Source organism: Neisseria sp. P0019.S003 (assembly GCF_051957115.1).
GTDB lineage: Bacteria > Pseudomonadota > Gammaproteobacteria > Burkholderiales > Neisseriaceae > Neisseria > Neisseria flavescens_D.
The window spans coordinates 41486-54476 of record NZ_JBQCWT010000002.1; the positions used below are offsets into that span (position 1 = coordinate 41486).

Annotated in this window: 10 protein-coding genes; 7 read left to right on the forward strand and 3 right to left on the reverse strand. The window is 48.3% G+C overall.

The features are described 5' to 3' along the window. The first annotated feature begins 2 nt into the window (after positions 1 to 2). Positions 3 to 626: a biliverdin-producing heme oxygenase gene (locus tag ACTHTS_RS03325; protein WP_293195774.1), complete on the forward strand. Its 624-nt coding sequence runs from the start codon at positions 3 to 5 to the stop codon at positions 624 to 626. A gap of 120 nt (positions 627 to 746) precedes the next feature. On the opposite strand, the gene ACTHTS_RS03330 is transcribed toward ACTHTS_RS03325, so the two are convergent. Beyond that, a complete protein-coding gene (locus ACTHTS_RS03330) occupies positions 747 to 2081 on the reverse strand; it encodes a surface lipoprotein assembly modifier (protein WP_440369212.1) in 1335 nt (444 codons plus the stop codon). Between the two features lie 576 nt (positions 2082 to 2657). On the opposite strand from ACTHTS_RS03330, the gene ACTHTS_RS03335 reads away from it, so the two are divergent. Both ACTHTS_RS03335 and ACTHTS_RS03340 read left to right on the forward strand, forming a co-directional pair. Continuing rightward, on the forward strand, positions 2658 to 3653 hold the full coding sequence (locus ACTHTS_RS03335; protein ID WP_440369213.1) for a Slam-dependent surface lipoprotein: 996 nt from the start codon (positions 2658 to 2660) through the stop codon (positions 3651 to 3653). 234 nt (positions 3654 to 3887) lie between these two features. After that, entirely contained in the window at positions 3888 to 6125 is a 2238-nt protein-coding gene (locus tag ACTHTS_RS03340) for a TonB-dependent hemoglobin/transferrin/lactoferrin family receptor (RefSeq protein ID WP_440369447.1), read from the forward strand. Positions 6126 to 6334: 209 nt separating this feature from the next. Here the strand turns inward: ACTHTS_RS03340 and mnmC are convergent, their stop codons facing one another. After that, positions 6335 to 7945, reverse strand: coding sequence for an FAD-dependent 5-carboxymethylaminomethyl-2-thiouridine(34) oxidoreductase MnmC (gene mnmC / locus ACTHTS_RS03345; RefSeq protein ID WP_440369214.1), 1611 nt, complete (start codon positions 7943 to 7945; stop codon positions 6335 to 6337). A 124-nt stretch (positions 7946 to 8069) separates the two neighbouring features. Here mnmC and ACTHTS_RS03350 point away from each other — a divergent pair, with 124 nt between their 5' ends. After that, complete coding sequence (locus ACTHTS_RS03350) at positions 8070 to 8660, forward strand: tyrosine-protein phosphatase (protein ID WP_440369215.1); 591 nt, start codon at positions 8070 to 8072, stop codon at positions 8658 to 8660. A 73-nt stretch (positions 8661 to 8733) separates the two neighbouring features. On the opposite strand, the gene cysE is transcribed toward ACTHTS_RS03350, so the two are convergent. Then, a complete protein-coding gene (cysE, locus tag ACTHTS_RS03355) occupies positions 8734 to 9552 on the reverse strand; it encodes a serine O-acetyltransferase (RefSeq protein WP_070592110.1) in 819 nt (272 codons plus the stop codon). A gap of 150 nt (positions 9553 to 9702) precedes the next feature. On the opposite strand from cysE, the gene grpE reads away from it, so the two are divergent. The 3 genes from grpE to ACTHTS_RS03370 all read left to right on the forward strand — a co-directional run bounded on the left by grpE (position 9703) and on the right by ACTHTS_RS03370 (position 12983). Then, positions 9703 to 10263: a nucleotide exchange factor GrpE gene (gene grpE, locus ACTHTS_RS03360; RefSeq protein ID WP_049336248.1), complete on the forward strand. Its 561-nt coding sequence runs from the start codon at positions 9703 to 9705 to the stop codon at positions 10261 to 10263. A gap of 304 nt (positions 10264 to 10567) precedes the next feature. Further along, on the forward strand, positions 10568 to 12496 hold the full coding sequence (gene dnaK, locus ACTHTS_RS03365) for a molecular chaperone DnaK (protein WP_440369216.1): 1929 nt from the start codon (positions 10568 to 10570) through the stop codon (positions 12494 to 12496). A gap of 268 nt (positions 12497 to 12764) precedes the next feature. Then, positions 12765 to 12983 (forward strand): hypothetical protein, encoded by a 219-nt coding sequence (locus ACTHTS_RS03370; protein ID WP_107858325.1) that lies wholly within the window; start codon positions 12765 to 12767, stop codon positions 12981 to 12983. The last annotated feature ends 8 nt before the right edge of the window (positions 12984 to 12991 follow it).

A 12991-nucleotide genomic window follows, 5' to 3' on the forward strand; every position in this document is an offset into this window, starting at 1 on the left:
TCATGAGTGAAACACAAGAGCTGACTTTCGCCAAACGCTTAAAAGAGCAAACCACAGTTACACACGACAGCGTTGATAACTTGGTTATGTCCGTTCAGCCTTTTTCCAGCAAAGAAAACTACATCAAATTCTTGAAACTTCAATCTGTTTTCCATAAGGCCGTCGATCACATCTATAAAGATGCCGAATTGAACAAAGCTATTCCAGAGCTTGAATACATGGCGCGTTACGATGCCGTGACTCAAGACTTGAAAGACTTGGGCGAAGAGCCTTACAAATTTGACAAAGAATTGCCACACGAAACCGGCAATAAAGCCATCGGCTGGCTGTATTGCGCCGAAGGTTCTAATTTGGGCGCGGCATTCTTGTTCAAACACGCTCAAAAACTCGAATACACCGGCGAATTTGGCGCACGCCACCTGGCTCCTCATCCGAACGGCCGCGGCAAACACTGGCGCGCTTTTGTTGAGCATCTGAACGCTTTGAACTTGACTCCGGAAGCCGAGGCGGAAGCCATTCAAGGCGCGCGCGAAGCTTTTGAATTCTATAAAGTGATTCTGCGTGAAACCTTCGGTTTGCCGGAAGGTGCGGAAGCGCCTGAAGGTATGACGCCGCACAGACTCTAAAAAATAATTAAATCAAACAGACAAGGTCTCGGCGTAGATGTTTGCAGAGACCTTTAATTACACTACAAAGTTTTGTTTGAACGGGTTGCTGTCTTACACCTACTCAGATTTGATTCTCTTTTAAAAATTCCATTCACCACCTAATGACCATTGATGAATATTACGCATTGCATAGGGTGCATTGCTACGGGTGTGACTATAACTATAATTCAAAGTAGGGGTAATGCCTTTATAAGATAATTTGTTGTGACTAAGGTTGATAGAGAGCGCGCGCTCCCGATTGCGTTGCGGCTCCGTACCGAATGCCATAATGCCTTTATAGCGACGGTTGGCAAATGAAGCGGTAAGTCTGCTGTTAAGCCCACCTAAAACCTGCCATTGCTGTATCCAACCTATATTGAAACCGTTGCGGTGGTAGGCTGCATTGTTCTCAATATTGTGTATGTTTTTGTTTTCAGGAACAAAGCGGTTGTATTGCCAACCGCCGAACAGAGTCGTGTTGCCAAAACGGCGAGCTAGGGAGAGATAGGTACTGTCGTGCCAACCATCGTTGCGCAGTGCACGATCAGTTTCCCGATAGTTTTGGCGGTAGCGTTCCAGTGAGTAGTAAAGTTGAGTCGCATTGCCGAGATTGACCATATGCGAAAGCTGTACGCCAACTCCGTGAGCCAGCATATAAGGTGCAACGCGGCGGTTATTTTCTTTTTTGCTGTCAAACTCGCTGCTGCCTGCCAACTGTGCCTGATAAAACGGTAAAACGCTGACGGTTTGTTTGCCGTCCTTGCGTTGCCAGCCCAAATAAGCTCTGCCGAACGCATCGTCGTAAGCCGATTGGCGGTCGAAAAAATAGCTTGTGCCGCTGAGGTTGGCGCGGAATTTGATGGCGTGATGCCCATACAATGGGGTAAGTTTTTCGGTGTTCAATTCGTAATTCAAGCCGTTGGCACTGACAGGTAGGGTAACACTGCATGCGGTTTGCCCCCTTGTTTCGATGCAATAACGCGGAGCAGCGTTGTTGGCATTATCGTTATGCATGGGGCTGATTCCGCCAGACCATTTCCATTCTGTCTGCCGTTTGGCGGCTTCTTGAAAACGTTTAACATTTTCCAAAACGGGGGCAGGTATATCGCGTTGCGCGGCATGGCGAAAATGCATCGTTGCCTCACCCAAGCGATAGTCCTGAAACTCTGCTGCTGCCAAATCCAACAATATGCGGTCGTCTGAAACGTCAGATTCATAAAGGGTACGATAACGTTCGACCGCTTCGGAAGTCCGTCCTTTCAGCTTTGCCAGCAAAGCATCGGCACGCGCAATCAGTTTGGGATTGTGGTTGGGCTGTTTACGGTAAAGGGCGACAAGCGAGGAGACTAGATCTGCGCTATTGCCGTTAAGTGCTTGAACCAACGCGTCCTCAAGAATATGTGGGTTTGCCGCTAAAAAATCATCGTTAACCAAAGTTGGTCTGCCTACATTCTCATTCTTTTCAGGCGACCTTTCCTCCTCAGATAAAATGTCTAACCATTGTTTCTGTTGTACTTGTACAGCAGTATTCTGAGAAGAAATATTCTGCCGAACACCCTCTTCGGGAAATTCAGCAAAGGCTGCTGACGGCAATAGGTAGCACAAAGAAGCTGAGATAATTTTTTGTTTTATTTTTAGCATTTAAAGTCATCCGAAATATATGTATATATTGCAGGGCAAACCGTTCGTAATAAGGAGTTTATGTTTGTCATAAAACTGCCTGAAGCATCTCAGGTAATTTTATTTTTGCATAAAAAGTACAGATTCGTATTTAGATTTATCATTATAACGGCAAATTTACGAAATATATATAACTTATTTATTTTTATAGGATTATAAATTGCGTAAATATATTTAACAGAGAGAGGATGGCATAAAGATTCACCTTAACTACTGATAGAAAAAATATTGGTATTGCTAAAATAAAATATTTATTACACAATATTGCATATTATTAGTAATACTTATCATTATTGTATCTGAGAAGCTTGTATTTTAGAGAGATTGGTTATGAAAATTAATGTATTTATAGTGCCTATTGCAACTACCTTTATTTTGACTGCATGTGCAGGTGGAGGTGCATCTGAACCCAAAGTTCCCGTTGCTATTCCGACAGCGCAACCTATTGCCAATGTTAAGCTGAGCGATGAAAGCAATGCAGTAAAGACCATTAATACCCTTTCCGGTAAAGGCGGCAGTCTGCGTGAAGCGGAACTCGAAGTGAAAACATCATGGGGCTACAGCTATACCGATAAACAATATGTCTATCAAACCCCTTCTGGTAACTATTACAACATTAGTTCATATTCTGATCCGATTGTCCCATCATATTCCAGCCCGTCTTATGCCCTTCGTACACGCCATGAAGGACAACCTTTATCTGAAGGTGGCAAACTGTTTGTCTGTTGCAGTAGTTCGGGACAATTCACCTATGCACCGGCAACCAAACAGGACCACCTTAAATTCGGCGCATGGATAAATGCAGACGGCACGGCAGACCTGTTTGTCGGCGGCAAACCCGTCGGAACGGCGAAACCGTCTTATTACACTCCGTCAGACAGTACAGTGGCAAAAGGCAAGACTACATACGAAGTTTGGGCTGTCCGCGTCCGCAACGGCAATATCGTTACCTCAACCTACGATCCGGGCAAATCCTCCAGGTCGTCTGAAAAAAACACGCCCAAACTTTCACTGCTGACAGCCAATTTCAACACCAACAAACTCGGCGGCACGATTTTAGGTAATGCTGATTACGGTCCGGACGTTGTGATGAAAGATGTAGGCATCAACGGCGTTGATTTCTCAGGCACTGCCGAATCCGATGGTAAAAACGGCAAAGTCGAAGGGAAATTCTTTGGTCAATTTAACGGCGATAAAACAGAAGTCAGTATAGGCGGTAAAGTTACCTTTGATGCCGATAAATCGTTGGATACCGTGTTCGGCGGCGTGAAGAATGATGACGACCGCAATACGACGGATACAAGTTTGACACCTGTCAGCAAGTAACCGCACATCAAGCATTCCAATAATAGATAATCAATATATATTAAGAGGCAAAAAATGTCCTTCCATTTTAAACCTGTACTGCTGGCAGCTATTGTCAGCCAAACTTTCCCTGCCTTAGCGGCCGATCCTATTCCTCAAGCTTATCAGGAGTTGAATGAAGTCAAAGTCATTGGCGGCCGCAAAGTACAAAAACTCGGTGAAGAGAAAATCCGCCGTCAGGTTTTGGATAAACAAATGGTCTCCGATGAAAGCGACTTGGTGCGTTACGATCCGGGCATCAGCGTCGTTGAAGGCGGACGTTCCGGTTCCAACGGCTTTACCATACGCGGTGTCGATAAAGACCGCGTTGCCATCAACGTGGACGGACTGGCACAAGCAGAAAGCAGGTCGTCTGAAGCGTTTCAAGAGTTGTTCGGTGCATACGGCAACTTCAATGCAAACCGCAACACTTCCGAACCCGAAAACTTTTCGGAAGTAACCCTTAACAAAGGCGCGGACTCGCTTAAATCCGGCAGCGGCGCATTGGGCGGTGCCGTCAACTACAAAACCAAATCCGCAAGCGACTATGTTTCCGAAGAAAAACCCTACCACTTAGGCATTAAAGGTGGCTATATCGGACGCAACAGCCAAAAATTCAGCAGCATAACCGCCGCAGGAACCTGGTTGGGTCTGGACGCATTGATGGTCTACACCCGCCGTTTCGGTAAAGAAACCAAAAACAACAGCGACGCTGCCGATACCGTCATCACTGACAACAAACAAAGCTGGAGTCCGAATGCTGGTATGACCAACTACGGCAGCCGCGGTGTAGCGCGCAGCAAACCTGACCCTCAAGACTGGGAAAACAAAAGCACCCTGTTCAAACTGGGTTACAACTTCAACGATAAAAACCGTATCGGCTGGATTTACGAAGATTCACGCACCGACCGCACGACGATTGAATTGTCCAATATGTGGGCGGCAGACTGGAAAGGCGACGCACTGGGCGACACCCGTTCCCGTCAAGATATTTCCTACCGCAAACGCATCGGTTTCGAATACAAAAACCAACTTGACAAAGGACCATGGGACAGCCTCAACCTGCGTTACGACCGTCAAACCATCGACATGAGCACTTGGACCTGGGACTTGCCGACGGATTATGGCCGTAACGGTGTCAACAGCGACGTGTACCATATGTTCCGCAACATCCGTCAAAAAAATACCCAATTCGGTGCCGATGCCGAAAAACAAATCGACTTCTCCAAATCGGTATGGGCAATGCAATACGGATTGGGCGGTTCTAAAAACGATAACGGTAATAGCGACCATAGCTATTGGGTACGCCTATATGACCCGAAATACCAAACGTCCAACAACCAAGAATTGACTATGCTGGTCGAAAGCTCGTCCAAAAACCGTTTTGCCTACTGGAACAACACCTTCCAATTCGGCGACAGCAGCCAATACCGCCTCAATGCCGGGGTTCGTTACGACAACAGCAGCAGCAAAGCCAAGGACAACCCCAACTATACCCCTGCCATCCGCGGTCAAATCCCCTATCTTGGCAGCGAGCGTAAACACAGCGGTTTCAGCTACGGCTTAGGATTAGACTGGAAATTTACTCCACATTTGAATCTTCTGGCGAAATACAGTACAGGCTTCCGCGCGCCGACTTCGGACGAAACCTGGCTATTGTTCCCGCATCCTGACTTCTACCTTAAAGCAAACCCTAACCTTAAGGCAGAAACCGCCAAAAACTTCGAGCTGGGACTTGCCGGCAGTGGCAAAGCCGGAAACTTTAAACTCTCCGGCTTCCAAACCCGCTACCGCAACTTTATCGAGCTGACCTACATGGGCGTGTCCTCAGACAACCCCAACAGCCCTAATTATGCGCCGATTTCCGACGGTACCGCATTGGTCAGCTCGCCCGTTTGGCAAAACCAAAACCGTTCCTCCGCATGGGTGAAAGGTTTGGAATTTAACGGCACATGGAACCTCGACAGCATCGGTTTGCCGCAAGGTACGCACGCAGGTGTCAATGTCAGCTACATCAAAGGCAAAGCCAAACAGACCAACGAACAGGAAACCCCGATTAACGCACTTTCGCCGTGGTCTGCCGTTTACAATCTGGGCTACGACGCTCCTTCCAAACGCTGGGGTATCAATGCGTACCTGACACACACTGCAGCTAAAAAACCGTCTGACACCGTTCACAGCAGTGATGATTTGAACAACCCATGGCCATTTGCCAAGCACAGCAAAGCCTATACGCTTTTCGACCTGACAGGCTACGTCAACTTGGGCAAATACTTCACCCTGCGCGCCGGTGCGTACAATATCGGCAACAAAAAATACTACACTTGGGAATCGCTGCGCGGTATCCGTGAATTTGGTACAGTTAATCGTGTTGATAATAAGACACATGCAGGTATAGAGCGTTTCTCTTCACCAGGAAGAAGTTACAACTTTACACTTGAAGCTAAGTTCTAAGGTAATTAGAACAGAAAGGAAGGTTGGTACAGCTACAGCACTACCAACGGCGTTGACCGCGATGGCAAAGGCTTAGACCGCTATCGCGCCCCAGGCCGCAATTACGCTGTATCGCTGGAATGGAAATTCTAAGCAGTTAACGGATAGCTAAAGGCCGTCTGAAAGTTTTGATGACTTTCAGACGGCCTTTTTTAGTTAAAACGAAATCTTTAAACGGATAACAACGGCTGCTGCCGAACAATCGCGCGGATGATGGCGCGGTTGGGGTGTAACGCGGTTCTCAACCTTTGCGATAGCGGATGGGGCAAGCCGAGTATTTCGGCTGCAATGGCGGCGGCGCAGATGGGGGCTGTCGCCAGTCCGCGCGTGCCGTGTGCTGTATTGATGTAGGCATTGGGCAGGTAAGGGCAGGGGATATTGTCGAGTCGGTAGTTTTTGTCCAATGCTAGCTTGGCGTAGGTGGACTGCATGGTGGCGATGTCGCCGAGTGCGCCGACGACGGGCAAGTGGTCGAGGCTGTCGCAACGTAGGGCGGCATGGCCTTGTGTGTCTTGAAGGCCGTCTGAAAACGAATCTTGCTCAAACAGGGATTGTGCCAATGGCGGATTGAGTTGGTGTAGGGTGGCACGGTTTTCGGCTTCTTCGTTTGGATACCAAGTTTCATCGTTGCTGTTGAGGACAAATGTCGCACCGTAGCAGTGGTGGCCTTGCCAGCTCGGACTGATGTAGCTTTCGCCGGAAATGGCGCAACGCAGCTTTTGTGAAAACGGGCTGGAGGACACAACGCCGGTTTGTCCGCGGATTTGGCGGAAAGGCAGGGCGGAGACATTGGTGTCGGTGGCAGTCGGGCTGTGCGCGCCCATGCAGTAAATGATATGGCTGGCATTGAAATGCGCGTCCGGTGTGTGTGCCGTCCATTGTGTGCCGTCATGCGATACGGCGGTCAGCGGCGAGTGTTCGTGCAACTCAATCAGCGGATGATTCAATAAGGTATGCACGACGGTGGGCGGATTCAGCCATACGCCTTGCGGCCAGTAAAGGCCGTCTGAAAATACGTCTATGCCTGCGATGGACGCAGCTTCTTCGGCGGATACGCTGCGGTAGATGTGCTTATGCTGGTGTTGCAAACCCAAGGCCTGATTGCGTTTGCGTTCGCTTTCGTCAAAATTCAAATGCAATACGCCGTCGCCGCCCCATACGTCGGAATCAGGCAGCAAGTCTTCCAACAATCGGCGCGTGTAGCCGTAGCCTGTCAGCAACAGCTCGGTTTGTTCGGTATCGTGTGGCGAGATTTTGGCGTAGAGCAAGCCTTGGCGGTTGCCGCTGCCTGCCTGCGCCGCTTTGCCTGCCTCCAAAACCGTAACGCGTATGCCGTGTTCCGCCAGTTTGCGCGCGGTCGCTGCGCCGGCAATGCCTGCGCCGATAATCAGGATGTGTTCGGGTACGGCTTGATGTTCGGGCCGTTTGAACCAAGGTTTCAGAGGAGAGGGGCGTACTTGGGGGATGGCTTCGGTTTGCCATTCAATATGATGGAAATGTTCGTGTAAGCAGTCGGCACGGTGTGGAGGAGCCAGCCAGAGATGCACATCAGGCAATAGGTTTTCTAAAACGTTGACGCTGTTGAACTGAAGGCATTTCATGGCTTGAGCGAGACGGTTGTTCAGACGGCCTTCAAGCTCGGAGGGATGATTGGACAGCGGAAAATCGGGAATATGGTTTTCAGGCAGGCAGACAATCAAATAAAGCGGCGCGGTATGTTGTTCGATGGCGCGGCAAAGGGCAGCAAGGGAAGGCGTGGTGTTCCAAGCAAGGCAGGTCATGATGAAAGGTCGTCTGAAAAAAGAGGCTTTATTGTAACGCGGTTTGCGCGGATAGAATATCCGAACGGGTTTTGATAAAATCTTTCGATATTTGTTTTCCCATTGATTTTCATACAGGAATTTTATGCGCCGTCTTTTATTGTGCCTTCTCGCTTCCGGCTTGCCCATTGTTTGTTCGTCCGCGCCGCCGGATAACGGCAGCAAAGCCGTTCAGTCCGAACGCTGGGCAACGCCCGTCAAACACGATGCCAACCTTTATCGCATCGACGACAAGCTTTACCGCAGCGAGCAGCCTGTTGCCGAAGATGGCGAAGCCATTGTCAAGCTGGGCATTCAAAGCGTGATCAACTTGCGCTTTTTCGACCGCAACGATGACGACCATTTGAAAGAGCATGGTTTGACCTTGCTAAACCGTCCGTTGCTGTCATGGAGCATTAAGCCGAAAGAGATTGCGGAAATCCTATACTTGATTGAAAAACAACAGCAAAACGGCGCAGTGCTCATTCATTGTTATCACGGCGCAGACCGTACCGGTTTGATTGCCGGAATGTACCGCATCATCTATCAAGGCTGGCCGGTGGAAGAGGCAAAAGCCGAAATGCAACATGGGCCTTACGGTTATCACAGTATTTGGAAAAACATTGCCAACCTGTTTACCGAAGAGAAAGTCAAGCAGGTTAAAACGCATTTGGAAGTCTTGCGCAAACGCGGTTAACACTAGGATTTAAATGATAAAAGGCCGTCTGAAAGAACAAATCTTTCAGACGGCCTTTTAAATGGCAGATTGCTTAAATTACAAAATCCGTAGTCGATAATTGAATGTTTTGATCCATATCGGCAGACGGGGTTTTGGACGAGCGGCCAACCGGTTTGGCCGGTACGCCGACAACGGTAATCGAAGACGGTACGTCGGCAACCACCACGCTGCCTGCGCCGATTTTGGCATTTTCGCCGATGCGGATGTTGCCCAAAATCGAAGCATTCGCACCAATCATCACGCCATTGCCGATTTTCGGGTGGCGGTCGCCGCTTTCTTTGCCCGAACCGCCCAGCGTTACGCCGTGGAGGATGGAAATATTGTTGCCCAAGACGGCGGTTTCGCCGGCCACAAAACCGGTGGCATGGTCGAGCATCAGGCCGTGACCGAAACGGGCGGCCGGGTGGATATCGACACCGAAGACTTCCGACATGCGGTTTTGCAGGAAATATGCCAGCGTTTTACGGCCGTTTTGATAGAGCCAGTGGTTGATGCGGTGTGCCTGTACGGCGTGGAAGCCTTTGAAATACAACAGCGGCAGCGAATATTCATCACAAGCTGGGTCGCGCTCATAAATGGCTTTCAAGTCGGCCTCGACGCATTTGCTGATACGGGTGTCCACGCTCAAAGCCTGCTGATAGATTTCAAACAGCGCGCGCACGTCCATAATCGGGCTACCGAGCTTGCTGGAAAGATGGTAGGCAAGTACCGAATCGAGCGAATCGTGGCGCAACACGGTTTGATGCAGGAAACTCGCCAGCATCGGTTCGGCCGCAGCGGCCGCTTCGGTTTCTTCGCGGATGGTGTGCCACAGATTAAAATCGGTTGAATTCAAATGGTCTTTTTTCATATTCGAGGCTGTCTGAAGAATAAAATCAGATGGCTATCTTACCGTTTTCCAACGTCTTTTAACAAGGCATTTGATAATCGGTATTCAAATGCTTGAAGTTTTTTCAGACGGCCTTATATATGAAACATCGAATATTAACACGCTAAAAGGATGTCAGAAATGACGGAGCATAACGAACAACATCAACACGAAGCAGAAGAAGCGGCAGCCGTAGAGACTGCCGAAACCGTTGAAACCGAACAAGCAGAACCGACTTACGAAGAGCTTCAGGCGCGTGTCACCGAGTTGGAAGGCCAACTCAAAGACAGTGAGCTGCGCGGTTTGGCAAACGAGCAAAACCTGCGCCGCCGTCATCAGCAGGAAATCGCCGACACCCATAAATTCGCCGGACAAAAATTTGCAGCAGAAATGTTGCCGGTTAAAGATTATCTCGAAATGGCGCTGCTGGACCAAAGCGGCAATTTCGATGCACTGAAAATGGGCGTGCAAATGACTTTGAACGAGCTGCAAAAAGCATTTGATGCCACACACATTAAAGAAATCAACCCACAGCCGGGTGACAAACTCGATCCGCACCAACATCAAGCGATGCAGGCAGTCGTCAGCGAGCAAGAGCCGAACACCATCGTCAGCGTGATGAAAAAAGGCTACACATTATCCGACCGTGTGCTGCGTCCTGCGATGGTTGTCGTGGCGAAAAAAGAAGATTGAAGGCACCGCTTGATAAAGTTTATCAAGCATAAAATCTTCAGACGGCCTTATCCGGTTTCAAAACCCGATATTCCGCTATTGGAAAATCATTCCGATAAACCGGAATCGGAAAATTAAAACCGGCCGTCTGAGAAAAGAATAAACGGCTTGTGGATAAATAAATCAAGTACTTGAATTTAATTTAAAAAAAAATTCAAATTAAGCCTTGAAAAAAAATGAAGCAACCTTATTTACAAGCCATCGGAACGAAATGTTCCACAGGATTATTAATTTAGAAAAGTTTATTTATTAGGAGCAACATAATATGGCAAAAGTAATCGGTATTGACTTAGGTACAACCAACTCTTGTTTGGCCATTTCTGAAAACGGTCAAACCAAAGTGATCGAAAATGCAGAAGGTGCACGCACCACTCCTTCCGTTATCGCTTATTTGGACGGTGGCGAAATCCTCGTCGGCGCGCCTGCAAAACGCCAAGCGGTAACCAACGCTAAAAACACTATTTACGCCGCCAAACGTTTGATCGGCCACAAATTTGAAGACAAAGAAGTTCAACGCGACATTGAATCTATGCCTTTCGAAATCATCAAAGCCAGTAACGGCGACGCATGGGTGAAAGCGCAAGGCAAAGAGCTGTCTCCTCCTCAAATTTCCGCAGAGGTTTTGCGTAAAATGAAAGAAGCAGCCGAAGCTTACTTGGGCGAAAAAGTCACCGAAGCCGTGATTACCGTGCCTGCATACTTCAACGACAGCCAACGTCAAGCGACTAAAGACGCAGGCCGTATCGCAGGTTTGGAAGTAAAACGTATCATCAACGAACCAACCGCAGCCGCTTTGGCATTCGGTATGGACAAAGGCGACAACAAAGACCGCAAAGTAGCCGTATATGACTTGGGTGGCGGTACTTTCGATATTTCCATCATCGAAATTGCCAACCTCGACGGCGACAAACAATTCGAAGTATTGGCTACCAACGGCGATACCTTCTTGGGTGGTGAAGACTTCGACCAACGCTTGATCGACTACATCATTGATGAGTTCAAAAAAGAACAAGGCATTGATTTGAAACAAGACGTAATGGCTCTGCAACGTCTGAAAGAAGCTGCTGAGAAAGCTAAAATCGAATTGTCCAGCAGTCAGCAAACCGAAATCAACCTGCCATACATCACTATGGATGCAACCGGTCCTAAACACTTGGCCATGAAAATTACCCGTGCCAAATTCGAAAGCCTGGTTGAAGATTTGATCCAACGTTCTATCGAGCCTTGCAAAATCGCATTGAAAGATGCCGGCTTGAGCACCAGCGATATCGACGACGTGATTTTGGTTGGCGGTCAAAGCCGTATGCCGAAAGTACAAGAAGCCGTTAAAGCCTTCTTCGGTAAAGAGCCTCGTAAAGACGTAAACCCTGACGAAGCTGTTGCCGTAGGTGCAGCGATTCAAGGCGAAGTATTGAGCGGCGGCCGTAGCGACGTATTGCTGCTGGACGTAACTCCTCTGTCTTTGGGTATCGAAACCATGGGCGGCGTGATGACCAAGCTGATTCAAAAGAACACTACTATTCCGACTAAAGCGTCTCAAGTGTTCTCAACTGCCGAAGACAACCAAAGCGCAGTGACTATCCACGTACTGCAAGGCGAACGCGAACGTGCTTCCGCCAACAAATCTTTGGGTCAGTTCAACTTGACCGATATCGCACCTGCACCACGCGGTATGCCTCAAATTGAAGTTACTTTCGACATCGACGCCAACGGTATCCTGCACGTTTCTGCCAAAGACAAAGGCACCGGCAAAGCCGCCAACATCACCATCCAAGGTTCTTCAGGTTTGAGCGAAGAAGAAATCGAACGCATGGTGAAAGATGCCGAAGCCAACGCTGAAGAAGATAAAAAACTGACTGAATTGGTCGCTTCTCGCAACCAAGCCGAAGCTCTGATTCACTCCGTGAAAAAATCTTTGGCCGACTACGGTGATAAACTCGACGCTGCAGAGAAAGAAAAAATCGAAGCTGCGTTGAAAGAAGCTGAAGAAGCCGTGAAAGGCGACGACAAAGCCGCCATCGATGCTAAAGCCGAAGCTTTGGGTACAGCCAGCCAAAAACTGGGCGAAATGGTTTACGCTCAAGCGCAAGCCGAAGCACAAGCAGGCGAGGGTGCACAAGCCGAGTCTTCTGCTAAGAAAGACGACGACGTTGTAGATGCCGACTTTGAAGAAGTAAAAGACGACAAAAAATAATTGATGCCGTCTGAAAAAAAGCGCGAATCGAAAGGTTCGCGCTTTTTGTCGTTTGGGGAACGTGTAAAGACGCTTTGTCAAAATTGACGGTAAACTTTCAAAACCTTGCTACATCATCGTGTTGCCATAATTCTATTGCCAAATTTTGAACAGATTTCTCCGAATGCTGACAGCAGCTGACAGTCAAAGCCATTAATATTTGTTCATCGCTTGAGTGCGAATAAATTCTTATTTTTACCTCAAATCAACCCCTTGAAAGAAGATAAATATGAAAAAACTGATTCAAATGACCTCTTTGATGGTTGCGGCTGCCGGCTTGGTATTGGCTCCTGTCGCTTCTGCACACGGCAAACATGAAATGCATCCGAAACAAGAGCGTATGCACAAAAAAGCCAAACCGCAAAAAATGAAAAAACCTGCGTCTAAAGCCAAACACCATGCAGCCAAGCCTAAACATCATCAAGAGCATCGCCACGAACATCATTAAGATGAATC

Excerpts from the sequence above, each read along its gene's own strand:
- ACTHTS_RS03325 (WP_293195774.1), top strand. The coding sequence starts at position 3 with ATGAGTGAAACACAAGAGCTGACTTTCGCCAAACGCTTAAAAGAGCAA.
- ACTHTS_RS03335 (WP_440369213.1), top strand. The coding sequence starts at position 2,658 with ATGAAAATTAATGTATTTATAGTGCCTATTGCAACTACCTTTATTTTG.
- ACTHTS_RS03340 (WP_440369447.1), top strand. The coding sequence starts at position 3,888 with ATGGTCTCCGATGAAAGCGACTTGGTGCGTTACGATCCGGGCATCAGC.
- mnmC (WP_440369214.1), bottom strand. The coding sequence starts at position 7,945 with ATGACCTGCCTTGCTTGGAACACCACGCCTTCCCTTGCTGCCCTTTGC.
- ACTHTS_RS03350 (WP_440369215.1), top strand. The coding sequence starts at position 8,070 with ATGCGCCGTCTTTTATTGTGCCTTCTCGCTTCCGGCTTGCCCATTGTT.
- cysE (WP_070592110.1), bottom strand. The coding sequence starts at position 9,552 with ATGAAAAAAGACCATTTGAATTCAACCGATTTTAATCTGTGGCACACC.
- grpE (WP_049336248.1), top strand. The coding sequence starts at position 9,703 with ATGTCAGAAATGACGGAGCATAACGAACAACATCAACACGAAGCAGAA.
- dnaK (WP_440369216.1), top strand. The coding sequence starts at position 10,568 with ATGGCAAAAGTAATCGGTATTGACTTAGGTACAACCAACTCTTGTTTG.
- ACTHTS_RS03370 (WP_107858325.1), top strand. The coding sequence starts at position 12,765 with ATGAAAAAACTGATTCAAATGACCTCTTTGATGGTTGCGGCTGCCGGC.